This window comes from Acinetobacter sp. YH12106 (assembly GCF_013418995.1).
GTDB lineage: Bacteria > Pseudomonadota > Gammaproteobacteria > Pseudomonadales > Moraxellaceae > Acinetobacter > Acinetobacter pseudolwoffii.
Window position 1 is genome coordinate 62,994 of the sequence record NZ_VPAV01000001.1, and the last position, 23,050, is coordinate 86,043.

Consider the following 23,050-nt stretch of genomic DNA (forward strand, 5'->3'; position numbering starts at 1 on the left):
AGGTGGACATGTGTCGAACTATATTCCACCCGATGGCCACCAGGTAAACCTTAACTTTAAAGATCCCGTCACAGGCTCTACCGATCTCAATTTTGGTGGTGACGGTCAAAATCTCGCTTCTTTAGATGTTGTAGTTAATACACGGATTATTGCCGAGCTTAATGCAGTAAGTGATAGTAACGACGTATTGGATGTCCAGATTAATACGGGCTTTAATGCTGAGTTTAATGCTGTTACAGGGCGGTTTGCTCAGCTAGATGTACAGTTGCAAACCGGCTTTATAGCTGAATTCGCTGCAGTCCGAATTGATCAGTATTGTGCAGTGGATGCTGTGATTCAAACTGGATTTAATGCCCAGTTTGAAGCGTTATTCGATATCAATCATCTGGTGGGTGTGTCCTGTGGCTTCGATATGCGCTACCAGAAAGCGATTGCAGCCCTAAGTACTACAGAAATACCATGGGCCAGGCCAATATTAAGAGTCTCAAATGAGGCTCTTTTTTATGATCAGGGCCTGGTGATTTCCAATCAAACTCAGCTTGGATTTGATAAAGCAGGCAGTTTAAACCGGGCTGTCAGAATACTACATGAGCAGGCGACTGGCTTAAGTAGTGACCTGATTCTAGTCTGGGAAGAAGGTGAGAAACGCTTTATTCATCAGCGTTATGTGCATGAGGAATCGATCAAGTTACGTCATAACCGGCAGACTTTCTGGCAGGAAATGATTCGCCTGCGCAAGAACGTGACTTACTCGCATGAAGTCGCCCATGTCTTTGAAAAGCGATTCTCATTTGAATGGGATAAAGGCCTTGAGATTGTCACCAGGTCAGATTTGCCATGGGATAAAGCCAAAGCGATTCATTATCGCAAGCATCCAGTTTTACCTTGGCCAAAGCCTGAGCCTGAGTCATATCAGGGTAGTACAGATTTAAATTTTATCTGTCTCTGTCATGACGTCGACTCACATGATGTTGTTTTAAATTTTGGTGCAGATGACTGTATTCCAGCACTGCCGAACAGAAACTGGTGGTATATCGTGAATACATTAACAGCCGAGCGATTGGATACCGGCGAAAAAATAAAAGTGATTGATGGCACCTACAGTACCAGCCGATCCCAATGGTGCTGGACTTACTCCATTACCGTGGCTCATACGGAAAAAGACAAGCTGCAGCCAATTGATGGGCATCCGGTGATCCTGAAAGTCATGATCAATGGTTTTGAGCATCATATTCTGCTTGAGGATCCAGAGGAGACCCGTCGCTTTGCCAGTGTCCTTTACACTTACCCAGGGCGAAGCGTTACAGCGCTGAACTCGGATAAATATGGGCCTTTACGTTCGTTTATCCAGGATAACGAACGCACATCTGTTCAACTGGTGCAAGCTGAACTAGACCGGGCTAATGCCGGCACAGTCTTGGATTGGAAACTGATTGATGAGTTAGGCTGGATCGTACCAACTGAAAGCCTGAGTTATGCAGAACTTGCGCCAATTGATGCAATAAAGCAGGTGGTTGATGCAGGTGGTGGCTTTATCTATAGTCAAAAAGCAGGGAATACACTGACGATCTCACCCCGGTACCAGAAAGGTTATTGGGAGGCGATGACGGTGGATGATTACGATATTTTGCTATCTGAAAGCCTGGTGATGCAGCAGAACATCAAGAAAAACGATGAATATATTGCTGACTTTAATGCCATTACCGTAGTGAATAGTCGAAGTGGTGAAAGTCTGAAAGTACAGCAGCGTGGTACTTCGGGTGATGTGCCTTTAGAGACAGTAACCGGTCCATTATTTAATGTGGTATCGGGTGCGAGTTATGGCAAAAATGAATTGGTCAAAGCCAATATTCAGGAGCTGCACACTTTCTCGGATATTCCGGTCAGTCAGGAAACTGGCGAGATGCTACCTGGTAAAACCATTGCCTTCAATGGCCAGTGGTGGGGCGTGATTGATGGGGTGAGTGGCAGTTTCTCGCATGAAAAGGTCAATGAAACCATTACCGTGGAGCGCATCAGTCGTGACTAATCCTTTATTTGAACTGCGGAAGCTGCTTAATCCGACTCATGCAGAATATATCGGCACTATTACCTCGGTCAATCATCCTGAATACAGAGTGCAGATCGATGGGGGGTCGGGGCCGGTACTGTGCACATCAGGCACAATCTATAATTTAGGTGCCAGAGTTTTTATTGCAAACCAAGTTATTTTGCGACCTGCGCCAAGTGGGTCCCATTCAGAAATAGAAGTCTAAACTTAACCAAACAACGGCACCTTCGGGTGCTTTTTTATTACCAAAATTTAGGGGGCGCAATGTCGAATGACTATTCAACTGATCCACCGATAGCAACGGCAGGGCAGCTTATTGCTATTTCAGACAAGATTAATGATCTCGCCAAAAGCATGGATAAGTTAGCTGAAATGCCCCAAAAGCTTGACCGCATGAATATGCAGTTAGAGCAGCTCAATAAAGAGCATCAGCAAACCCGGAATGACTTAACTCAGACCCGGGATAATCTACAAGATGATCTGGATCGGGCTAAGTCAAACTTTAAAAGCGAGATTAAACAAGTCCGAAATGAGATTGATCCGAAGTTCAAAGAAATGGATATGCAGATCAGGGTGCTAAGTGAAAGCAAAACCAAGATTGATAACACCACAAGTCTTGTGCGCTTTGGCGGTATTTTTTTGGCTGGCTTGTTTGTTGTTGCTTGGAATACGCAGACGAGCAAAACAGACACGGTAAATACTCAAACCATGGCAAATAGCCAATCCATCCAAGTCCTTGAAAAACAATCTGACCAACTTTTAAGAACGGTTGAGGAAATCCGCAACAAACTTTATGAACGAAATATGAGAGAGGAAAAATGAAACTAATCCAAGAAAGTGCACTTCAGTACTTATCCGTAAAGCTCCCACTACTGGGGGCTTTTTTAATGCTTGCAGTTTTAGCACTACAGTGGGCATTAGACTTTAATTTTATCCCTGAACAATATGCGCCTTTTATCATTGGTACTGTATTGCCAGCCCTAAGCTGGGTAGGTCGTAAAATCGCACAGCCACAATTACACAATCAGTCCTTAGGTTTTGTCACAGTTACAGCAGGGCACAGTAATACAGACCCCGGTGCAGTAAACGGCAAAGTGAAAGAAGCAGATCTGGTTGTCAACTTCCGAAATGCAGTGACTCATTATTTGCGTGAGGCTGGATTACAGGTCAAGACCGATGGCACAGGCACCAAGAACGACCCATTGTCTGCTGCGGTAAAATTAATTCAAGGCTCAAGTGTGGCGGTTGAATTCCACATGAATGCTGCAACATCAAAACAGGCCAATGGCATTGAAACGATTGCATTGCCGAAAGACAAAAAGCTTGCTCAAGACTTATCCAAAGCTGTAGCCGATGCATTGGGCAGTCGTTTACGTGGTGACAATGGCTGGATTGATCAAAGTAAATCAGCACGTGGTCGATTGGCATACGTGAATGCTGGTGGTCTGATTGTAGAGCTTGGCTTTATCTCAAATGAAGATGAACTTGCTCGATTTAATGCGCGTTACTGGCTGGCTGCTAAGGCTGTGGCTAAAGTGCTGATCGATTATGAAAGTCGTAATTAAGACTTTATTGCTGTGCCTTCTTTTACCGGGCTGCACAGCTCATTCAATTACGACGAATGTGAATGTGGGGATATGTGTTGGAGTAATTTAAAAATTACTTCAGCTTCTCACTTTGCTTAAAACGGCATACTCACTCGCACACCCATCCCAATATTCAAAACAACTATGCCAGACAGCCCAGCCCGACCTCTTATCCCACGGCTCGGCAAATTTAATGCAATGCTTGATGTAGTGCTGTTCCCATGTTTTCATTATTATTCCTTCCATCCGTCTACAATATCAGCCCAATCCTGCATCATTTTTTTGCGGTCCGCTAGATACTTGGCATGGTTATACGACGCACGGGTTTTATTTTCATCAGCATGGGCCAACTGCGTTTCAATCCACTTTTCATCATAGCCAAGTTCATTGAGCAGGGTGGATGCTGTAGCGCGAAAGTCATGTGCTGTAACGTTCTGCATAATGTACTGTAGCGCTCTATTAATTGTGGTAGCTGGCATCATCCCGCCATTATAAACACCTTCAAAAACATATTTCTTACGGCCAGTGAGCTTCTTTTGTTTAAGTAAAAGTTGATAAACCTGTTCGGACATGGGTACTACATGAGTCCTATTTTTCTTGGTTAGGCGCATGCCTTTTTTAAGCTGTTCTCGGGTCTGTTTTTCAAAAGTAATAGTCCTTTCCTCAAAATCAATAAATGACCATTGAAGTCGGCGCACCTCAATTGTGCGAAGCATGGTATAGAACAAGAATAAAATAGAATTGACCGTCGACTCAGCACCGCCATAACTATCGATCCGCGCTCTAAATACTTTCCGCTCAGCCGGGCTTAACGGTCTTGCATGCTCTACGTCTGGTCGTGCAATAACTTCACGTACTGCATAGGTCGGATCATTCTCAGCTCTTAATGTCGCAATGGCATATCTCATCACAGAGCCAATCTTCTTTCTGTTTTCAATTGCTGTGACTTCACCAGTGCCACGGTTATCCTGACCCTTAACACGTTTCACTGTATTCTGCATAATTTTCAAAACATCAGCAGAGGTCACATCTTTAATATTTTTGTGGCCAATAACTTTATAGATATCCTTTTCCATCGCCCGATGAAAAGCATCAACATAGGTTTGAGATTTATCCTTTAGTCGATCCGCAGCATATTCCTTTGCTATAACCTCAAAACTGTTTTCATCACAAAGCATGGCGGCTTTTTCTTGCTGACGATGCACAGCTGGATCAATATTGTTTGCAAGTAGTGATTTGATTTCGTCTTGCTTTTGACGAGCTTCTGCTAAGCTTACGATAGGGTATTCACCAAGACTAATCATTGATGCCTTACCTGCATAACGATAGCGTACACGCCAAAGCTTTGTACCGGTCGAACGAACCTCAATACACAGTCCGCCTTGATCAGCAATACGGTATGCTTTTTCCATTGGTTTTAGTTTTTTTAGCTTGGTATCGTTAAGCATGTGAGTAACGCAAGTGATTAAATATTGTTACTCACTATATTACTCACAAAAGCGATTAATACAATTTAATTCTATTTTATGGTATTTAAGCCGAAACGCTTGATAATAAAGACATGAGGATTTTGATTTAATGGCATTTTACGGTATTTAATTATTATGATAATTCTCGACCATTAAAAGCATGAGCTTAACCTATTGAAATTAATGCACTTAACTGTGCTAAAGTTGTCCAGATCGTACTTTATTTGCGCTTATTGCAAGCACGGGTGTGACACGACTAAATCATTGATTTCATTGTGTGAAAATAAAGCACTATTCATCATAGCAAAAAATAGCCGTATTCGGCGCAACAATTTTGCTCAATTTATTTGCTTTAAAAGCATCTGTATCAACTGAAATAAAATTTTAATCATGATTTAAAGTAATAGACTTACTTAAAGAAACTTCAGGCTGTGTATTTTTTAGGGAAAAATTGATAAGTTAAAAATAATCAGCAATATTGATCTAAAGTTTGTTGAAAAAAGCATCACTTGAATAATAGAAATTTATATAGACTATGGTGTAGAAAGTATATTTAAAGAAAATGCCTCAAAATATTCACTGAGCAACTGCATGTTGCAGATCTCTGTTTGTCTCAGACCATAAGAAAACAGTCAATTTTTTAGCAACATATGGGTGTTTTTTAAACAAATACACGAAAAAGTAGCAAATTTTATATAAAAAACTATGTTTTTAATACACTTCTATAGGTGATTGCACTATTTAGGTGCGCTAAAAAATAAAGCAGAAATAAAATAAATGAAGAATGCCTGAATATAGTGCATTTAGTTTCTCAACTAGTATAATAGTCGCAAAGTATTTTTGTCACTTCATGATTTCTTATATAGATTTCAAGATTTTATCTATACTTTGAATAGTTGGTACGGTAATTGCTTAATGACTACCAACTACTAACACGCACGTAACGAGTGCAACAAAAATTCATCGGAGCAAAATGAGCATGGCGAACAAAGTCCTTCAACTCATCCAAGAAAGTGGCGCGAAATGGGTCGATTTCCGTTTTACGGATACTAAAGGTAAAGAACAACATGTGACTTACCCAGCAGATACAATCGACGAAGATACTTTTGAAGACGGTAAAATGTTCGACGGTTCTTCAATTGCTGGTTGGAAGGGCATCGAAGCATCTGACATGATTTTACGCCCAGATGCAGAAACCGGTTTCATCGACCCGTTCTTTGCCGAGCCTACAGTTGTTGTGACTTGTGATGTGATTGAGCCTTCTACAGGTCAGGGTTATGACCGTGACCCACGTTCGATTGCTCGCCGTGCTGAAGAATACCTAAAATCAACAGGTATTGGTGATACAGCATTCTTTGGCCCAGAACCAGAATTCTTCGTATTTGACGAAGTAAAATGGGAAATCGATATGTCTGGCGCGCGCCATACATTGATCGCTGAAGAAGCGGCCTGGTCAACCAACAATGACTACGAAGGTGGTAACTCTGGTCACCGTCCACGCGTAAAAGGTGGTTACTTCCCGGTTCCTCCAGTTGATTCTTCACATGATATGCGTGCAGATATGTGTGCCAAAATTGAAGACATCATGGGCCCAGGTCGTGTAGAGGTACATCACCATGAAGTTGCATCTTGCCAGTTGGAAATTGGTGTAAGCTTCAACACCATGGTTCGTAAAGCGGACGAAGTTCAACAGTTTAAATATGCGGTTTGGAACGTTGCGCATCAATATGCGAAAACAGCAACCTTTATGCCTAAACCAATGGTTGGCGATAACGGTTCTGGTATGCACGTTCACATGTCGATCTCTAAAGATGGCAAGAACCTGTTTGCTGGTGATGAATATGCAGGCCTTTCAGAAATGGCATTGTACTTCATTGGCGGTATTATCAAACATGCGCGTTCATTGAATGCATTAACCAACCCTTCTACAAACTCGTACAAGCGTCTGGTTCCGCATTTCGAAGCACCGATTATGCTGGCTTACTCAGCGCGTAACCGTTCTGCATCTATCCGTATTCCTTACGTGTCAAGCCCGAAAGGCAAGCGTATTGAAGCTCGCTTCCCAGATCCAATGATGAACCCGTACCTCGGTTTCGCGGCATTGTTGATGGCGGGTATCGACGGTATTCAAAACAAGATTCACCCAGGTGAAGCGGCTGACAAAAACCTGTACGATCTTCCTCCTGAAGAAGAAGCGAAAATCCCGACAGTGGCGCATAGCCTGGATATGGCGCTTGAAGCACTTGAAGCAGATCATGATTACCTGCTGAAAGGTGGCGTGTTCACGAAAGACATGCTTGATGCCTATATCGAACTTAAAACTGAAGAAGTGCGTCGTTTAAACACGACCACTCACCCAGTTGAATTCGAGATGTACTACAGCCTGTAATTCTTTCAAGAATTTCCCTGTAAAAAACCCGCGCATGTCGCGGGTTTTTTCTATACTGGGTTAATATAAAGCAAAGAATGTTGAATTAGATTGTTATGGCTAAACCACGTAAAAAACATACCGGATTTTTTCCTTGGAATGATCCTAAAGACCATACACAAGGTTTTAAGTTAAATTTTTCTGAAGTTACATATTTGGAAGTAGGGCATACCATTGAAGGTTATAAACAAGCACAGTTTGTTGAACTGAAAAATCCTGAACTGGCATTTACATTTGACTATCCAAAAGAGTTTTATTTAAGCGCTGAAGGCTTAATTTTAATTAAAACACCCCAAGGCAAATTTGAAGTGATTGCTAAAGCAGATAACTGTTAAACATGACGTATTTTTCTAAAAATCAGCATACCTTGATGCCCACTATGTCTGCTGAGCTAAAACCATGGCTGTATGCCTCAGGTTCTCTGACACAGCAATTGACCGGCTTGGCGCAGGGACAATTTCATGTTGAGCCTATTCAAGAGCATTTTCAGCGTTTAAGCTTCGCCAATGCCAAATGGATGCAGATGTCACATCAGCATACTTCCTGGGTGCGGGAAAGCTATCTCTATGGTTCAGAACAGTCGCCCTGGGTGAAAGCGAAGAGTATTTTTCCAATTTTAAGCCTGCAGAAAAAAGCCCGAATCTTTCAGCATATTGGGACTAAGCCAATTGGCTGGTTCCTGTTTCAACGGACGAATCCACTTTGCCAGCGTCGGGTCATTCTTTTAGAAGAGGGTTGGACGCGTCAGAGCTGCTATACTTGGCACGGCTGTAAATTTATCGTACAAGAAACATTTTTACCGGCATTTGAACACTTTATACAAAATTCAAGGGCTTGACTTTATATGGCAACTGCACAAGCAATAACCTGGCGTGAGCGTCTTGGCGCCTATTATTATCTTTGTCGTTTTGATAAACCGATTGGTACTGAACTGGTCTTTTGGCCAACCTTGTGGGCGTTATGGATCGCGGCTCAGGGGATGCCACGCATTGAAATTTTAATTCCCATGATTTTGGGTGTGATTTTTATGCGGGCGGCGGGTTGTGCCATCAATGATTTTGCTGACCGTAAAGTCGATGCGCATGTGGAGCGTACTAAAAACCGACCACTAGCGACCGGAGTCATCAGCGCCAAAGAAGCGGTGATGGTATTTCTGGTTTTGGTGGCTGCCAGCGCCTGTCTGCTATTTTTCTTGCCGATCGAAACTTTTTACTGGTCATTTGGGGCTTTGCTGTTAGCGTTTATTTATCCTTTTATGAAACGTTATACCCATTTGCCTCAGGTATTTTTGGGTGCAGCATTTTCCTGGGCCATACCCATGGCCTATACCGCTGTTGGGCAAACACCTGATCTGACTTGCTGGTTATTGTATTTTGGTAATCTGGCCTGGACTGTGGCCTACGATACTCAATATGCGATTGCAGACCGTGAATATGATTTAAAGATTGGAGTAAAATCAACCGCAATTCTGTTTGGTCGCTATGATATTCCAATCATTAGCACCTTGCAGGCGAGCAGTATTTTATTGATAGGTGCTGCACTTTGGCTGGAAAATTTATTGATTCCATTTGGCTTGTTAGCACTTTTGCTGGTTGCTGCTGATTTTATTTACCAATGGTTTAAAACTCGCGATAAAAATCCACAGCTATGTTTTTGGGCATTCCGTCATAACCGTTGGATTGGCCTCATTATTTTTGTGGGAATATTGTTTGCTCTAAGATAATTACCGTATGTCGGATAACAACAAAAGCATCCTATAAAGGATGCTTTTTTTATGATTAATTTTGAGTGATCTCGATTAAGAGATAGGGAATAACAATAAAAGGATAGAAATATGTAGAACAGTTATAAGAAATTGATGTTAGGTGTGCTGTGTTCCTCGGTACTATTTTTATCTGCGTGTAACGATGATGATAATGATTTCTTTGTCCCGCAGCCTCAGGTTTTTCTCGGTGAACAAACGTATACCCAAGATGTTATGTCTCAAGCATCAAGTATTCGGGTTATGCGCTATAACATGCCAAATGTACAGAATAGGACTGCAGAAGCTACTGCCTTGGTAATTTATCCGCGAACACAACAACCACGAGATGGTTGGCGTGTTGTTGTCTGGGAGCACGGTACAGTAGGGAGCGGTGATAGTTGTGCACCAAGTCGAAATACTTTTAACCCACGCTTTAAAGCCATGGCTGAGAGTCTGCTTGCCAAAGGCTATGTGATTGTTGCTCCTGATTATGAAGGATTGGGTACACAGGGCATTCATCCTTATTTACATTTAGAGAGTGCGGCACAATCTGCAATTTATGCAGTGAAAGGATTTAAGCAACAGCAAGGGAATAGATTTAATGGAGCTTGGGTTTCTGTGGGTCAATCACAAGGGGGGCATGCTTCGCTTGCAACGGCAGAATTTGCAGGAAATGATCCAAACTATAAGGCAGCGGTTGCTGCGGCACCAGCCTCCAGCCTAGGTTATATTATTGGTACAGTTGCCCCACAAGCTTTAAATCGATTAGTTTTGGGCGAGGGTGCTGGTGTTGTTCCGGCAGGAACTGCCAAAGCTGTGTATTCAGAATTACTTGCTTATGCAGCATATGTGGCAGTTGGAATTAAAGCTTATGAGCCAAATTTTGTATATCAGAATATTTTTGAATCCAGTGCAAAACTGGTTGCTGAGCGTGCAGAAGGAACCACTGGTGAAAATGGCTTGTGTCTAGGCGATTTAATGACAGAGTTTAGTGCAGATATCGATCAATGGTTGCGGCAGAATCCTGGAAGAACAGTAGCTGAATATCCGGGGTTGATAGATGCTTTTGATCAAAACAGATCTGTGAAAGAATTTTTGGTGGAGAACCAACCCGCGACTAAAAAAATCAGTGTACCAGTCATGATTATTCAGGGTAAGGAAGATATGGCAGTACCTTATGATGTTACAGATGTTTTGCAAAAGAATTTGGCAGCTTTGGGTACAGACGTGACTTTCCTAGGGGTTGAGGGCGCAGGACATACTCAAGCAATTGTAGAAAAGAATGCTGAACTGGTTGCATTTATTGAAGAGCATATGCCAGCTAAGTAAAGAATAGAGTTATTAAGATCTACAAAGGAGCTTCGGCTCCTTTTTTACAGTAAAACTTTTCAAAGACTTGAGCTATGACTTTATTTTGTTATATTGAGCAGTGCAATTAAGTGAAGAAATTAAAGTAGGTTTGTTATGTCTGAGCAGCCGCAGCCCCGCAGTGTTAAAAAGCTGGTAATTTTAGGTGCGCTGGTATTATGTATACCGATATTTTTGGTGAGTATGGCTTTTCTTGCGGTAAATAGTGATGCTAAAAATCAGGAAAAATATAAACAGCAGCAGGCAGAAATGATTGCGCGCATCGAAGCGCGAGAAGCTGCGGAAAAGCTCAAAGCAGAGCAAGATACAAATTCAACCCAAGCTGCATCCGAAAGCGCAGTAACCTTACCTTAAATTATCTCAAATCTCTTTGCAGTTGTCTGATGCTTGGAATCTGAGTGTATCGAATCACGGTATAGCCTGCTGCAATCAGCATAGCATCCCGTTCAGCATCTTCCTGCTCTTTGCCAATGTGGCTGGGATCATCCAGTTCAATAATGGCCAGTACATTATAGTCACGATCAAGCACCACAAAATCTGTAACTTTACGATTGAACTGATTACGCATGTTCATCTGGTCATGCGTAATCAAGGCGCTAAAGGCAACCTGAGCCAGAATATGATGATGAGGAAAGGCTTCTTTTAGGCGTGTAAACATCCTGCTTTCAAAAGCAGTAATCACACGCTTCGGATAGAATTTTTTTTGACGGGTGAACAGATGCGGGAAGAGCAGGCAAACTAACGCAAAAGTTGCCAGGCAGCCAATCACAAAAAATATAAACTGACTCAAATTAAACACAGATCACAAATAGGGAAGAATAAAAAAAACCCACTTCGCAATGAGTGGGTTTTTTCAGAATCTTGGCTCTCCCACCTGGGCTCGAACCAGGGACCTGCGGATTAACAGTCCGTCGCTCTACCGACTGAGCTATGGGAGAATAGATTGGCTCTCCAACCTGGGCTCGAACCAGGGACCTGCGGATTAACAGTCCGTCGCTCTACCGACTGAGCTATTGGAGAATCTGACAGCGATTATAGAGAGATTTAAAAAGGGGTCAAGGCACTTTTAGAAAAAAGCCGAAGAAATTGAATCAAGTGTTTTAAAAATAGTCGAAAAGGCTTGGAGTTCAAACTGTTATGTTTATGTAAACAGTCGGAGCAGTCAGATTGTTATCAGCCTTAATTTTTATAAGTGATCTGGCTCAGAGAATATAAGGTAGCTAATTGTATATACAGATATCACTACCGATCTCAATTTAAAAAAGCAGATATAAAAAAACCCACTTCGCAATGAGTGGGTTTTTTAGAATTTTGGCTCTTCCACCTGGGTTCGAACCAGGGACCTGCGGATTAACAGTCCGTCGCTCTACCGACTGAGCTATGGAAGAATAGATGGCTCTCCAACCTGGGCTCGAACCAGGGACCTGCGGATTAACAGTCCGTCGCTCTACCGACTGAGCTATTGGAGAATCTGATCGGCATTTTAGGCAGGAAACCCAAGGTCGTCAATCAATTAATGTAAAGAAATGAATTGTTTGCTTTATAAATATTCATTTGGGGCTTAAAAATAAAAAAATCACCCGAAATGGGTGATTTTTTAGCAAAGAAATAAAGAATTATTTCTCAACACCTGCAGGCTGACCTGCATATTTCGCATTTGCATAATCCCAGTTTACTAGGCTTTCCAGGAAAGTAGAGATGTATTTAGGACGTGCATTACGGAAGTCGATGTAATAAGCATGTTCCCAAACGTCAATCGTCAATACTGCAACTTTACCGTGCGCCATTGGCGTATCAGCATTTGAAGTTTTCATGATTGACAGTTGACCGTTTACTTGGTCAGCCACTAACCAAGCCCAACCTGAACCGAACTGAGTGGTTGCAGCAGCAGCAAATTCTTCAGCAAATTTTTCGTAAGAACCGAAAGCTTCATCAATTTTTGCAGCCAAAGTACCCGTTGCTTTACCGCCACCGTTTTTAGCCATACAGTTCCAGTAGAACGTGTGGTTCCAAACTTGAGCAGCGTTATTGAAAATACCTGCTTTAGACGCATCACCAGCAGTTGCTGTAATGATTTCTTCTAGAGTTTTGCCTTCAAGCTCAGTACCAGCGATCAGGTTGTTCAGGTTAACCACATAAGTATTGTGGTGTTTGTCGTGATGGTATTCTAAAGTTTCTTTGCTGATGTGTGGAGCAAGATCTTCGTAGCCATAAGGTAATGCTGGTAAAGTAATGGTTGTCATGTTCTCAATTCCTTGCATTTAGCTGGGTTTTAACAATAAGTGGCTTTATTGTAATAGATAATCGGACCAAATGGGCATTACGTATAAATAACAATACACAATAAATCCTGAAAATATATAAATAAAGCTCGTGGAAAATGCTGTCAGCGAGAATTAAATCGGATTGTTTAATTCGTAATAAGCATACTCAATATTAAACTGTTCTGAAATCGCTTTGGCCAGGCGCTGTACACCATATTTTTCAGTGGCATGATGGCCACAGGCATAATAATGTACATTCAGTTCCTGGGCTTCATAGAAGGTGCGTTCGCTCACTTCACCAGAAATATAAGCATCACACTCTTGTAGCGCTGCTTTATGAATATAATCCTGCGCACCACCGGTACAGAAACCGACTTTATGGATTTGAGTTTTGTCCGCAGGAAGATGAATTGCATCAAAGCCAAGTTTTTCTGAAACATGGTTTTTAAAATATTCAGGACGCATCGGTTGTTTTAAATAGCCAATATTGCCAATCGGATGGCGTTCACTCGGATCCAACTGTTCGATATTTTCCAGTTCTAATAAATCTGCAATCGCCGCATTATTGCCTAAAGTTGGATGACTGTCTAAAGGCAGATGATAGCCAACCAGAGAGATATCATTTTGAATTAAGGCTTTAATTCGTTTACCGCGCATACCAGTGATCGGATAGGCTTCACCTTTCCAGAAATAGCCATGATGAACCAGCAGTAAATCTGCGCCTTGCTCAATTGCCGCTTCGATCGCACTTTGCGAAGCACTCACGGCACACAGAATTTTATTGACCTCGGATTTACCTTCGATCTGCAAGCCATTCGGTGCATAGTCCTTAAATTCACGTGCTGCCAAAGTCTGTTCACACCACTGAATAATATCATTTAAATTCGCCATAAAATTCCTGTTCGTTTAAAAACTTGCCAATATTTATCTTTATATTTAATTGTAACTAAAGCTGCACAAAACTCTGTGGAATTTTTTGTGTTTAGTTATGTATTTCGCATTACAATAGAACACAAATTACTTAGTCATCAACGAATTAAAATATTTTAGAGGATAACAACGTGCGCCGCACCTTTACATGGTTACCCTGGGTGTTACTGATTTTGGTCATTATCGGTTTTTTGGGGTGGCAACAACTACAAAAACCAAAAGCACCGGTTGCACCAGATGGTGTCAAGATGCCTGCTGAAAAAGTAGAGCCGTTGATTGATACGTCGCGCTCAGGAGGCGTGGTCTCCTATAGTGCTGCGGTGAGAGTAGCAGCGCCGGCTGTAGTCAATATCTTTACCACTCAAAAAGTCAAACAGCAGGCTCATCCTTTGCTGACCGATCCGGTCTTCCGTGAGTTTTTTGGCGATCAGTTGCCTGACCAGTATGGACAAAGTCCGAATGAGAACAGTTTAGGTTCCGGGGTGATTGTACGTCCTGATGGTTATATCCTGACCAATAATCATGTGATTGCACAGGCAGACCAGATTGTGGTGGCATTGCAGGATGGACGACGTGCTGAAGCAAAAGTTGTGGGAATGGATCCAGATACCGATCTGGCAGTGATTAAAATTGAACTGGATCAATTACCCGTGTTGCCTTTTAAATTGAGTGGCAATGAAGTCGGTGACGTCGTTTTGGCCATTGGTAACCCATTTGGTGTGGGTCAAACCGTAACGCAAGGGATTATTTCAGCAACAGGGCGTTCAGATCTGGGCATTAATACCTATGAAGACTTTGTGCAAACCGACGCTGCAATTAACCCGGGAAATTCAGGCGGAGCCTTGATCGATGTCGCAGGTAACCTGATTGGGGTGAATACGGCAATTTTCTCGCAAACTGGTGGTTCACTGGGGATTGGTTTCGCCATTCCAGCCAAAATCTGCCAGCAGGTGATGAATGCTATTCTGAAAGATGGCCGTGTCGTTCGTGGCTGGTTAGGAATCAGTTTATTACCGACAGAACGTGATGATGTACTGCAACCTAAAGAGAAAGGGGTGACTGTCGCAGAAGTGCTGGCAGATGGACCGGCAGCGAAAGCGGGCATCCAGCGTGGCGACAAAATTATGAAAGTGAATGAGGAAGAGATTAGTTCGGCTTCGCATTTGATTAATTTTGTTGCCCTGCAAAAGCCGAATAGTACCATTCAGATTGAAGTAGAGCGTGCTGGAAAAACCATGATGCTGGATGTAGTAGTGACTGAGCGTAAAGCACAAAACAGTTCTTCCCAATATATTCCACTGCCCGGTCAGTAAGTTTCTATTTAAAAAATCCCTCTGCAGAGGGATTTTTTTTGCTTGTTATTTTTTAGTTACCTGATACAAAAATGAAATACGGCTTTTGGTTTAAATCATTTAACTTGATGAAATTACATCAAAAGAGAAAATAAAAAATGACTTTTATGACGGCGGATCAGGCCAAGGTTTTATCAGATGTGGCCAATTTAAATATTGAGGTCTATAAGCCGCGTCTAGCCAAGTTAATTGAAGAAAATGCAAAACAGGGCAATACCGCAGTCATTACTGTATTTCCCAAACATTTACCTTTGGAAGATATTCGGGCTTTATCAGCCGAGTTGACTGAACTGGGCTATAACGTACGTTTTGAAGTGCTGGAGTTTTATTATAGCTTTAATGTGTACTGGCTCTAGTGTGAATCTTCATTGAACTAAGGCTTATTTTGAGCCACTATTTTATTGGATCGGTCTGATTTGATCTTATGAGTGATCGGGCTGTATGTGATCAAAGATGCGAGTTTTTATAAGTAGGTGCTCAACTCTAAAAAACCCATCAGTTTTATTTTAGAATCATTATTGTAATGTACCGAGAATCTACAATTTCTCGGTACATATTCATTTGACGGATAGGCTGAGATCAGGGTAAGCAACTAAAATCAGCTGAGCTTTATTTAGCCTAAGTAACTTATGAATCATCTGCAAAATTAAATTGTGAGCTCATTTCTAAAACGGCTCAATTTCATCTGCAACCAAATTATTCCTCATTCACCTGATATTCCTGGATCACTTCAAGTGCCGCCCGAAATGCCTCCTGAGTTGCTGGTGCACCGCAATATGGCAGGCTATGGAGTAACACTTCCTGAATTTCCTCAACCGTCGCGCCGTTGTTAAGAGCGCCCCGAACATGGCCTTTTAATTCAGTGGGGCTTTTTTGAGCCGTAAGGAAAGCAATGGTAATTAAAGAACGATATTTACGTGGCAATACACCTTCACGTTGCCAGGTTGAACCCCAGGCATGTTCATTAATCCAGTCTTGTAGAGGCTGGGTAAAAGGCACGGTATTTTCCTGTGCACGTTTGACAAAGCTTTCGCCCATGACATCAGTACGCACTTTCAGGCCATTTTCATAATCTTGTTGTGACATGGTTTACCCTCAATTTTCTTATAGCTCTAGCTTAGTGCTTTTTATGCGAAATACCATCGTGCCATAGTCGTAAAAAAGTGGCTAAAAAGCCACTTGGAAAGGTTCTAAAGTGAAATATTCAACTACATCCCACTTTGGAATTTATGACACCTTTGGTCAAAGTTTGATTTAAGGCGAAGTTGAGTGTAAAGGATCGGTTTGAACAGAAGTATCGGTTCCTGTCGCATCTGCTTTACGGATATGGGGATTCTCCAGCTCCAATACTTCCTGTAAATGCAGATCAAAGACATCTGTCAGCATGCTGTCATAACGACGTGCATTATAGTGAAGCAGTTTTTCTGCTTCTCCATCATTAATAAAGCCATGTTGCTGTGCATCTGTCACATGCTCGGCAAAGCTTAAACCTTTAAACTGACCTTTGTTTTCAGCTTTTTTAAAGCGATCCCAAAGCTGTTCAATATCCAGTAGCAAAGCGAAAGTCGATTCCATGCGTCCAGTGACATCAGTTTCATGGGTATTGTAATAGACATGCTTTTTCAATACCTGACGGAATGCGTTATCTTCCATCATGCTATTTGCAACCTGCTGTTTAAGCTGGTCTGAGGGTTTGTGTACGGGACGGCCAAATGGGAAACATAACAGTTTGATCATGCCTGCTGCTGCACCGGCCGGGAAGTTAGCAAACAGATCATAAAATGCTTCCTGCGCTGTATAGAGTGACTTTTCTATTGCAAGCTGTGCATGCAAACGTTCAGCTTCAGTCTTTTTGCTATGCTCAAAATACTTCAGAATAGAGGAGGCAATAAACAGGTGAGCATGAATATCGGCGAGACGTCCGGACAGCATTTCTTTGCGTTTGATATCGCCTGCCAGCAAACCCAGACACATGTCTGCGGTTAAGGCAAAGTTGGCGCTCAGCCGGTTAATGACCTTGTAATAAGGTCGGGTAAACTCAACTGCACTTTGAGGTGCTGTACTTGAACCACCCGTAAATGCGTAGGCAAAGGAACGGGCGGTACGGTTAAAGGTATAACCCAGATGTTTAAACAGCAAATGATCAAAAGGGTTGAGTGCTGCTGCCGGGTCTTCAGCCTGTAAGAGTTGTAATTCTTCATAGAGATAAGGATGACAGCGCATTGAACCCTGACCGAAAATCATCAGGGAACGACTGAGAATATTTGCACCTTCAACGGTAATGGAGACTGGAATCGCCTGATAATAAGGTGCCAGAAAATTACGTGGCCCCATCTGAATGGCGCGGCCACCGACCACATCCATCCCGTGATTCACCACCTTACGCATTCCCTCTGTGGCATAGTATTTGGCAATCGCTGTCATTACAGCAGGCTTGCCGCCCTGATTAAGGCCACAAGTCACCAGATAACGGAAAGCTTCCAGCATATAGGTATCACTGGCAATTTCACTATTGGCTTCCTGAACACCTTCAAACTTGCCGACTGAAATTTTAAATTGTTGACGGATTCGGGAAAAAGCCCCGACATTTAAATAAGTCATTTCTGCCGCAGAAGTAGACAGTGCCGGTAGGGAAATGCCACGACCCACAGCCAGACATTCCATCAGCATGCGCCAGCCCTTACCGGCATTTTTTACGCCACCAATAATCCAGTCCAGAGGAATAAATACATCTTTACCTTCAACTGTACCATTCATGAATGGTGGGCCGGGATTATGACGAGGACCTACTTGGACCCCTTCGTGACTGGCAGGCAGCAGGGCACAGGTAATACCATATTCAGTCTGTTCGCCCAAAAGATGATCCGGGTCATACATTTTAAAGGCCAGACCTACTACTGTTGCAATGGGTGCCAGCGTAATCCAGCGTTTGGAAAAATTCATTCGCAAGCCTAGGACTTCCTGACCTTCAAACTGGCCGTAGCAGACCACGCCAGTATCGGGAATAGCGCCTGCATCAGAGCCCGCTTCCGGACTGGTCAGGCCGAAACAGGGAATTTCTTCACCTCGCGCCAGGCCCGGCAGGTAACGGTTTTTCTGTTCCTCAGTACCATAATGCAGCAATAGTTCACCCGGGCCGAGAGAGTTCGGTACCATGCAACTCACGGCCGTGGTGAGGGAGCGAGAGGAAATCTTGCTCATCACCCGGCTTTGAGCAAAAGAACTAAATGCGCGACCACCATATTCTTTGGGAATAATCAGGCCCAAAAAACCATGCTCCTTAATATATTGCCAGACATGATCAGGCAGCGCTTTCTGCTCGTGAATTTCCCATTCATCCAGCATGCTGCACAAGGTTTCAACTTCATTGTCCAGAAAAGCCTGTTCTTCTAGCGAGAGTTTTGGATAAGGATAGCTATTAAAGGTTTCCCAGTTCGGCGCACCCATAAACAGTTCTTTTTCCCACCAGCTGGTTCCGGAGTCCAGTGCTTCACGCTCTGTCGGACTGATGCTCGGCATGGCATTGGCCAGTGCTTTATAGGCCGGTCTGGAAATAAACGACATGCGCAGAGGGTCGATTATCACCACGAGGCTGATCAGGATGAGTGGGATACCAAGAATCAGTGACCACGGACTAAGAAAGGCACAGACCACTGACACGACCATCAGCACGATTGCACCCGCACTACGCGAGAGCTGAAAATAGAAAACTGCCCATAAACTCAGTAATAGCAGTAGCACAGCGAAAATAAATGACATTGTTATATTTCTCCAGATTTATACAACACCGGCTTTGTCTGGATTTCTCGGATATTTCACCACCGTTCATTCATTTTTAGTCGTTCGAGAATCAGACAGGTTTAGCATTGGATTTGTGAGAATGATCTTTTTAAGTATGGCAACGATATGTTTAAGTCTTGCATCTATTTTGAGGTTGTTGGAAAAATAATCAATCTTCAAGTGAGAACGCGCAAAGAAATGTGAAGATAAGTAATGACTTAATCTTTATCTAAAATAAAAAATGGGGTTTAACGCTCAGTAAAATTTTAATAATGGATATTAAAAAGCCCTCTACTGGAGAGTAATGCTGATCAGTTAAAGAATTTAGAAATAGACTCTTTAACTTTTTAGTCGTTCACGATGGAGTCTTAACTTTTTAAATCAAATATTTGTAAAACATTTGTTACTTTGGTTTTGCCCAAATGAGAAGCGAAACTTCGCAAGGAAGGCATCTTGTGATCCCTCACTGCAAAACTCGTCAGCCACTATCGACTCGTCAATTTGTCATGGAAACCATCATTTTTTTAATCTTGCGGTGCAATACACCTGATGCCTCAAACAGTTGCGGATGACTTTGCTATCTATCAAATATAATACTGAATTTAAAAAAGAAAATGCCAGTCAATTGCTTAACTGACTGGCATTACTCTACTTGAGAGGGCTTTTATTTCATTGGTTTAAACAGGACTAAACTTCAATGGCCTGAACAGCAATTTTCTTGGCAGGGTCAGTTTTACGACGCACTGCTGGAACCGGTTCGCCATAGTATTGACGATCGGCAAAGTAGCTTGAACGAACCATGGGTGCTGCCCAGATATTGCGGAAGCCCAGTTTTTGGCCATGTTCGGTATAACGTTCGAATTCTTCAGGGGTCACAAAGCGATCAATCGCTGCATGTTCTTTAGAAGGCTGTAGATACTGACCAATCGTCACATAGTCCACGCCGTGTGCATGTAAATCGTCAAGCAGGGCAAGCACTTCTTCTTCGGTTTCACCAATACCGACCATCAGACCACATTTGGTTGGAATGTCCGGGCAGTATTCTTTAAACATTTTCAGCAGGTTTAAAGAGTGCTGATAGTCAGAACCTGGACGCATGGCTTTATATAAACGCGGTACAGTTTCAATATTGTGGTTAAACACATCTGGCGGGCATTCAGTCATGATGCGCAGCGCGATATCCATACGGCCACGGAAGTCCGGCACCAGAATTTCCAGTAAGGTATTTGGGCTTAGAGTACGTGCTTCTTTAATACAATCCACAAAATGCTGCGCACCGCCATCCAGTAAATCATCACGGTCTACCGAAGTGATTACCGCATATTTCAAACCCAGGTTGGCAATGGTTTCGGCCATGTGGCGCGGTTCATCTGCATCCAATGCATTTGGCCGACCATGTGCTACATCGCAAAATGGACAGCGACGGGTACAGATATCACCCATAATCATAAAGGTTGCGGTACCGCCACCAAAACATTCAGGCAGGTTTGGACAGGCTGCTTCTTCACAGACAGTATGTAGTTTTTGCTCGCGAAGCGTTGTTTTAATCCGTTGTACTTCTTCCGGCGCTGCCATCTTTACGCGAATCCAGTCCGGCTTACGTGGTGTTTCAACCGTAGGGATCACTTTTACAGGAATACGAGCGACTTTCTCTGCGCCACGAAGTTTGACACCCTGTTCAGGTTTACGGTTTTCAGACATATTCAACTTTTCCACTGTTTTTGAAGGGGGAGATGATCAAAGATAGCGCGTTTATTATAACGAACTTAGCTATAAATAGGGCAAAAAGGGGTATTCATTTAAAAAATGTTCTCATCAACCAATATATGTGAGTTAAATACACAAAATCAACAGGATTTACGTCATAATAAGCAGGTAGATTAAAGTGAATTTTTTAATTTTGAGGAGCGTTGAATGCCACGTAAAAAAGAGGTCGTTAGTGGGACTTTCGTTAAATATGATGCGGTAGTTCTAGGTTCGGGCCCTGCGGGCGAAGGCGCGGCAATGAAACTTGCCAAATCTGGTAAGCGTGTTGCAATCGTTGAGATGCGTGAACAGCTAGGTGGTAACTGTACCCATGTAGGTACCATTCCAAGTAAAGCATTGCGTCAAACGGTATCCAGTATTATCCGTTATCAACGTGATCCACTGTTTCAGAAAGTTGGGGACTGGAAACAGTTCACCATGAAGCAAGTATTGCGTCATGCGCATAAAGTGATTCAACAACAAGTAGATACACATTCACGGTTCTATGACCGTAACAAGATCGATATCTATCATGGTCGAGCCTATGTTCAGGATCAAAATACTATTTTTGTATTTAGTCCAGATGGCATTAAAGAAACCTTGATGTTTAAGCAACTGGTCATTGCCAGCGGTTCGCGTCCGTATCGCCCAGAAATTCTTGATTTTAATCATCCACGTGTATTTGATTCAGATAAAATTCTGGATCTGGACTTTTCTATCCAGAAAATCATCATTTATGGCGCAGGTGTAATTGGCTGTGAATATGCATCGATTTTCATTGGTCTTGGGCATAAAGTTGATTTAATCAATACCCAGCACAAACTGTTAAGCTATCTGGATGATGAAATTTCCGATGCGCTGTCTTATCATTTGCGTGAACAAGGTGTGCTGATTCGTCACAATGAACAGATCGACTTTTTAGAAACATTTGATGATCATGTGGTGATGCACACGCAAAGCGGCAAAAAAATTAAAGCCGATGCAATTTTGTGGTGTAACGGCCGTTCAGGTAATACCGATGGTTTAGGGCTGGAAAATGTTGGCCTGAAACCAAACAGCCGTGGTCAGTTGACGGTAAATGATCAATACCAGACTGAAGTTGAAAATATCTATGCTGCCGGTGATGTAATCGGTTGGCCGTCGCTTGCATCTGCTGCTTATGACCAAGGTCGTTGCGCGGGTGCCAATATGAGTGGTGAGCCAGACGTTGCCCCCGTTACTGATATTCCAACCGGAATTTATACCATTCCCGAGATTTCTTCGATTGGTAAAACTGAGCAGCAGTTGACTGAAGAAAAAATTCCGTATGAAGTCGGTCAGGCCTCGTTCCGTCATTTGGCGCGTGCGCAAATTACCGGTGACACTATGGGCGAATTAAAGATTTTGTTCCATCGTGAAACGCTGGAAGTTTTGGGTGTACATTGCTTCGGTAATAATGCATCTGAAATTATCCACATTGGTCAGGCGGTGATGAACAGTCCAAACAACACGATCAAGTATTTTGTAGAAACCACGTTTAACTATCCGACCATGGCGGAAGCCTACCGTGTAGCGACGCTCAATGGTATGAATCGTTTATTCTAAGCGAGATGTTTGCCTTGGATTTAAAAACCCGTAAGTGAAGGCTTGCGGGTTTTTTGTTTTAAATGCTTTAAATCAGCTAGAAGATAAAGCATTAACCAATTCAATTCGGATGAAGATAAAGTTGATTAACTTGGTTTTTAAGCAGCCATTTTTCGGCATTCTTCTGCACAACGGCGACAGGCTTCTGCACATTGCTGACAATGTTCATGTTGGTGCTGACTGCATTCCTCTGCGCAATAATCACAAGCCTTGGCACACAGCTCGCAGATTTCCTGCATAAAAGGCGATTGCTTCTGCTCCATACGCGCGCAGAGCTGACAAATATCGGCACAATCCAGACAACGCTGGATGCATTCACGCATCATTTCTACATGTTCTTCTTTTAAGCAGGCAGCTGCACAAGCAGTACAGGTGAGGGAGCAGTTCATACAGGTTTGAACACAATCTGACAAATGACTGGTATTCATCTTTTTCTCCTTAAGGCGATAAACATATTCATGACTGAATACGCTAAGCAGAAAAAGGAAAACACACTAGGTTAATTAGGTGAGAAAAAGTAAAGAATAACTTGGTTATGTAAAAGGATATACGAAAGAATCTTATATTCATCAAGCTTGAAAAATAAAATTCACTCGAGCAGAACTGGCAATATTCCAAAAATAAAACACCGTTGAGGTGGTTAGTTCCTCAATGGGGAAAGTGTATACCTCGCTGATCTAATTATTCTGGAAGGCTGGATCGTCCTTTTT

21 protein-coding genes and 4 tRNA genes are annotated in these 23,050 nt (G+C 42.6%); 13 read left to right on the forward strand and 12 right to left on the reverse strand.

Annotated elements, in window-relative coordinates; all coding sequences use genetic code 11:
- Nucleotides 1-10: 10 nt before the first annotated feature.
- The 4 genes from FTU45_RS00415 to FTU45_RS00425 are packed head-to-tail and all read left to right on the forward strand — an operon-like array spanning nucleotide 11 to nucleotide 3,615.
- Nucleotides 11-2,029, forward strand: coding sequence for a hypothetical protein (locus FTU45_RS00415; RefSeq protein WP_180075724.1), 2,019 nt, complete (start codon nucleotides 11-13; stop codon nucleotides 2,027-2,029).
- On the forward strand, nucleotides 2,022-2,255 hold the full coding sequence (locus tag FTU45_RS15400; RefSeq protein WP_373685727.1) for a hypothetical protein: 234 nt from the start codon (nucleotides 2,022-2,024) through the stop codon (nucleotides 2,253-2,255). Before FTU45_RS00415 ends, FTU45_RS15400 begins: the two co-directional genes overlap by 8 nt.
- A 59-nt stretch (nucleotides 2,256-2,314) precedes the next feature.
- Nucleotides 2,315-2,872, forward strand: coding sequence for a hypothetical protein (locus tag FTU45_RS00420; RefSeq protein ID WP_180075725.1), 558 nt, complete (start codon nucleotides 2,315-2,317; stop codon nucleotides 2,870-2,872).
- Entirely contained in the window at nucleotides 2,869-3,615 is a 747-nt protein-coding gene (locus tag FTU45_RS00425) for an N-acetylmuramoyl-L-alanine amidase (RefSeq protein ID WP_180075726.1), read from the forward strand. Before FTU45_RS00420 ends, FTU45_RS00425 begins: the two co-directional genes overlap by 4 nt.
- Before the next feature lie 254 nt (nucleotides 3,616-3,869).
- On the opposite strand, the gene FTU45_RS00430 is transcribed toward FTU45_RS00425, so the two are convergent.
- Nucleotides 3,870-5,084, reverse strand: a complete 1,215-nt coding sequence (locus FTU45_RS00430; protein ID WP_180075727.1) for an integrase arm-type DNA-binding domain-containing protein — start codon at nucleotides 5,082-5,084, stop codon at nucleotides 3,870-3,872.
- Nucleotides 5,085-6,078: 994 nt separating this feature from the next.
- Here FTU45_RS00430 and glnA point away from each other — a divergent pair.
- The 6 genes from glnA (at nucleotide 6,079) to FTU45_RS00460 (ending at nucleotide 10,999) form a co-directional block, all read left to right on the forward strand.
- A complete protein-coding gene (gene glnA / locus FTU45_RS00435; protein ID WP_171063330.1) occupies nucleotides 6,079-7,494 on the forward strand; it encodes a type I glutamate--ammonia ligase in 1,416 nt (471 codons plus the stop codon).
- Between the two features lie 95 nt (nucleotides 7,495-7,589).
- Nucleotides 7,590-7,868 (forward strand): hypothetical protein, encoded by a 279-nt coding sequence (locus tag FTU45_RS00440; protein WP_180075728.1) that lies wholly within the window; start codon nucleotides 7,590-7,592, stop codon nucleotides 7,866-7,868.
- Between the two features lie 35 nt (nucleotides 7,869-7,903).
- Complete coding sequence (locus tag FTU45_RS00445; RefSeq protein WP_034609065.1) at nucleotides 7,904-8,371, forward strand: chorismate lyase; 468 nt, start codon at nucleotides 7,904-7,906, stop codon at nucleotides 8,369-8,371.
- 6 nt (nucleotides 8,372-8,377) lie between these two features.
- A complete protein-coding gene (gene ubiA, locus FTU45_RS00450; protein ID WP_005096418.1) occupies nucleotides 8,378-9,256 on the forward strand; it encodes a 4-hydroxybenzoate octaprenyltransferase in 879 nt (292 codons plus the stop codon).
- 135 nt (nucleotides 9,257-9,391) lie between these two features.
- A complete protein-coding gene (locus tag FTU45_RS00455; RefSeq protein ID WP_180075729.1) occupies nucleotides 9,392-10,606 on the forward strand; it encodes an alpha/beta fold hydrolase in 1,215 nt (404 codons plus the stop codon).
- A gap of 135 nt (nucleotides 10,607-10,741) precedes the next feature.
- Nucleotides 10,742-10,999 (forward strand): hypothetical protein, encoded by a 258-nt coding sequence (locus tag FTU45_RS00460; RefSeq protein WP_005096421.1) that lies wholly within the window; start codon nucleotides 10,742-10,744, stop codon nucleotides 10,997-10,999.
- A gap of 1 nt (nucleotide 11,000) precedes the next feature.
- Here FTU45_RS00460 and FTU45_RS00465 read toward each other — a convergent pair whose 3' ends face one another.
- The 7 genes from FTU45_RS00465 to FTU45_RS00495 all read right to left on the reverse strand — a co-directional run bounded on the left by FTU45_RS00465 (nucleotide 11,001) and on the right by FTU45_RS00495 (nucleotide 13,800).
- Entirely contained in the window at nucleotides 11,001-11,444 is a 444-nt protein-coding gene (locus FTU45_RS00465; protein WP_005096422.1) for a DUF2726 domain-containing protein, read from the reverse strand.
- Nucleotides 11,445-11,507: 63 nt separating this feature from the next.
- Nucleotides 11,508-11,583: transfer RNA gene (locus FTU45_RS00470), tRNA-Asn, on the reverse strand.
- A 6-nt stretch (nucleotides 11,584-11,589) separates the two neighbouring features.
- Nucleotides 11,590-11,665, reverse strand: a tRNA-Asn gene (locus FTU45_RS00475).
- 292 nt (nucleotides 11,666-11,957) lie between these two features.
- A tRNA-Asn gene (locus tag FTU45_RS00480) sits at nucleotides 11,958-12,033 on the reverse strand.
- 5 nt (nucleotides 12,034-12,038) lie between these two features.
- Nucleotides 12,039-12,114 (reverse strand) — tRNA-Asn (locus FTU45_RS00485).
- 147 nt (nucleotides 12,115-12,261) lie between these two features.
- Nucleotides 12,262-12,888 carry a superoxide dismutase gene (locus tag FTU45_RS00490; RefSeq protein WP_005096423.1) on the reverse strand — a complete coding sequence of 209 codons (627 nt, stop codon included), beginning with the start codon at nucleotides 12,886-12,888 and terminating at the stop codon, nucleotides 12,262-12,264.
- 153 nt (nucleotides 12,889-13,041) lie between these two features.
- Entirely contained in the window at nucleotides 13,042-13,800 is a 759-nt protein-coding gene (locus FTU45_RS00495; protein ID WP_100328761.1) for a Nif3-like dinuclear metal center hexameric protein, read from the reverse strand.
- 170 nt (nucleotides 13,801-13,970) lie between these two features.
- Here FTU45_RS00495 and FTU45_RS00500 point away from each other — a divergent pair, with 170 nt between their 5' ends.
- Together FTU45_RS00500 and FTU45_RS00505 are read left to right on the forward strand one after the other, a co-directional pair.
- The gene (locus FTU45_RS00500) at nucleotides 13,971-15,152 is read left to right on the forward strand and encodes a trypsin-like peptidase domain-containing protein (RefSeq protein ID WP_005096426.1); all 1,182 of its coding nucleotides are present in this window, start codon (nucleotides 13,971-13,973) and stop codon (nucleotides 15,150-15,152) included.
- A gap of 137 nt (nucleotides 15,153-15,289) precedes the next feature.
- Nucleotides 15,290-15,547 (forward strand): hypothetical protein, encoded by a 258-nt coding sequence (locus FTU45_RS00505; protein ID WP_005096427.1) that lies wholly within the window; start codon nucleotides 15,290-15,292, stop codon nucleotides 15,545-15,547.
- Nucleotides 15,548-15,887: 340 nt separating this feature from the next.
- Here FTU45_RS00505 and FTU45_RS00510 read toward each other — a convergent pair whose 3' ends face one another.
- From FTU45_RS00510 to lipA, 3 genes are all read right to left on the reverse strand, one after another.
- On the reverse strand, nucleotides 15,888-16,277 hold the full coding sequence (locus FTU45_RS00510; protein ID WP_005096428.1) for a carboxymuconolactone decarboxylase family protein: 390 nt from the start codon (nucleotides 16,275-16,277) through the stop codon (nucleotides 15,888-15,890).
- Nucleotides 16,278-16,445: 168 nt separating this feature from the next.
- The gene (locus FTU45_RS00515; protein ID WP_180075730.1) at nucleotides 16,446-18,950 is read right to left on the reverse strand and encodes an acyl-CoA dehydrogenase; all 2,505 of its coding nucleotides are present in this window, start codon (nucleotides 18,948-18,950) and stop codon (nucleotides 16,446-16,448) included.
- Nucleotides 18,951-19,658: 708 nt separating this feature from the next.
- Nucleotides 19,659-20,672, reverse strand: a complete 1,014-nt coding sequence (lipA, locus tag FTU45_RS00520) for a lipoyl synthase (RefSeq protein WP_180075731.1) — start codon at nucleotides 20,670-20,672, stop codon at nucleotides 19,659-19,661.
- A 213-nt stretch (nucleotides 20,673-20,885) separates the two neighbouring features.
- On the opposite strand from lipA, the gene sthA reads away from it, so the two are divergent.
- Nucleotides 20,886-22,301 (forward strand): Si-specific NAD(P)(+) transhydrogenase, encoded by a 1,416-nt coding sequence (sthA, locus tag FTU45_RS00525; RefSeq protein ID WP_005096431.1) that lies wholly within the window; start codon nucleotides 20,886-20,888, stop codon nucleotides 22,299-22,301.
- A gap of 137 nt (nucleotides 22,302-22,438) precedes the next feature.
- Here the strand turns inward: sthA and FTU45_RS00530 are convergent, their stop codons facing one another.
- Nucleotides 22,439-22,768, reverse strand: coding sequence for a four-helix bundle copper-binding protein (locus FTU45_RS00530; protein WP_180075732.1), 330 nt, complete (start codon nucleotides 22,766-22,768; stop codon nucleotides 22,439-22,441).
- Nucleotides 22,769-23,050: the final 282 nt, after the last annotated feature.

What these genes read in the sequence shown, in the direction of transcription:
- FTU45_RS00420 (WP_180075725.1), top strand. Translation starts at nt 2,315, where the DNA reads ATGTCGAATGACTATTCAACTGATCCACCGATAGCAACGGCAGGGCAG.
- FTU45_RS00425 (WP_180075726.1), top strand. Translation starts at nt 2,869, where the DNA reads ATGAAACTAATCCAAGAAAGTGCACTTCAGTACTTATCCGTAAAGCTC.
- FTU45_RS00430 (WP_180075727.1), bottom strand. Translation starts at nt 5,084, where the DNA reads ATGCTTAACGATACCAAGCTAAAAAAACTAAAACCAATGGAAAAAGCA.
- glnA (WP_171063330.1), top strand. Translation starts at nt 6,079, where the DNA reads ATGAGCATGGCGAACAAAGTCCTTCAACTCATCCAAGAAAGTGGCGCG.
- FTU45_RS00440 (WP_180075728.1), top strand. Translation starts at nt 7,590, where the DNA reads ATGGCTAAACCACGTAAAAAACATACCGGATTTTTTCCTTGGAATGAT.
- FTU45_RS00445 (WP_034609065.1), top strand. Translation starts at nt 7,904, where the DNA reads ATGCCCACTATGTCTGCTGAGCTAAAACCATGGCTGTATGCCTCAGGT.
- ubiA (WP_005096418.1), top strand. Translation starts at nt 8,378, where the DNA reads ATGGCAACTGCACAAGCAATAACCTGGCGTGAGCGTCTTGGCGCCTAT.
- FTU45_RS00455 (WP_180075729.1), top strand. Translation starts at nt 9,392, where the DNA reads ATGTTAGGTGTGCTGTGTTCCTCGGTACTATTTTTATCTGCGTGTAAC.
- FTU45_RS00460 (WP_005096421.1), top strand. Translation starts at nt 10,742, where the DNA reads ATGTCTGAGCAGCCGCAGCCCCGCAGTGTTAAAAAGCTGGTAATTTTA.
- FTU45_RS00490 (WP_005096423.1), bottom strand. Translation starts at nt 12,888, where the DNA reads ATGACAACCATTACTTTACCAGCATTACCTTATGGCTACGAAGATCTT.
- FTU45_RS00495 (WP_100328761.1), bottom strand. Translation starts at nt 13,800, where the DNA reads ATGGCGAATTTAAATGATATTATTCAGTGGTGTGAACAGACTTTGGCA.
- FTU45_RS00505 (WP_005096427.1), top strand. Translation starts at nt 15,290, where the DNA reads ATGACTTTTATGACGGCGGATCAGGCCAAGGTTTTATCAGATGTGGCC.
- FTU45_RS00510 (WP_005096428.1), bottom strand. Translation starts at nt 16,277, where the DNA reads ATGTCACAACAAGATTATGAAAATGGCCTGAAAGTGCGTACTGATGTC.
- FTU45_RS00515 (WP_180075730.1), bottom strand. Translation starts at nt 18,950, where the DNA reads ATGTCATTTATTTTCGCTGTGCTACTGCTATTACTGAGTTTATGGGCA.
- lipA (WP_180075731.1), bottom strand. Translation starts at nt 20,672, where the DNA reads ATGTCTGAAAACCGTAAACCTGAACAGGGTGTCAAACTTCGTGGCGCA.
- sthA (WP_005096431.1), top strand. Translation starts at nt 20,886, where the DNA reads ATGCCACGTAAAAAAGAGGTCGTTAGTGGGACTTTCGTTAAATATGAT.
- FTU45_RS00530 (WP_180075732.1), bottom strand. Translation starts at nt 22,768, where the DNA reads ATGAATACCAGTCATTTGTCAGATTGTGTTCAAACCTGTATGAACTGC.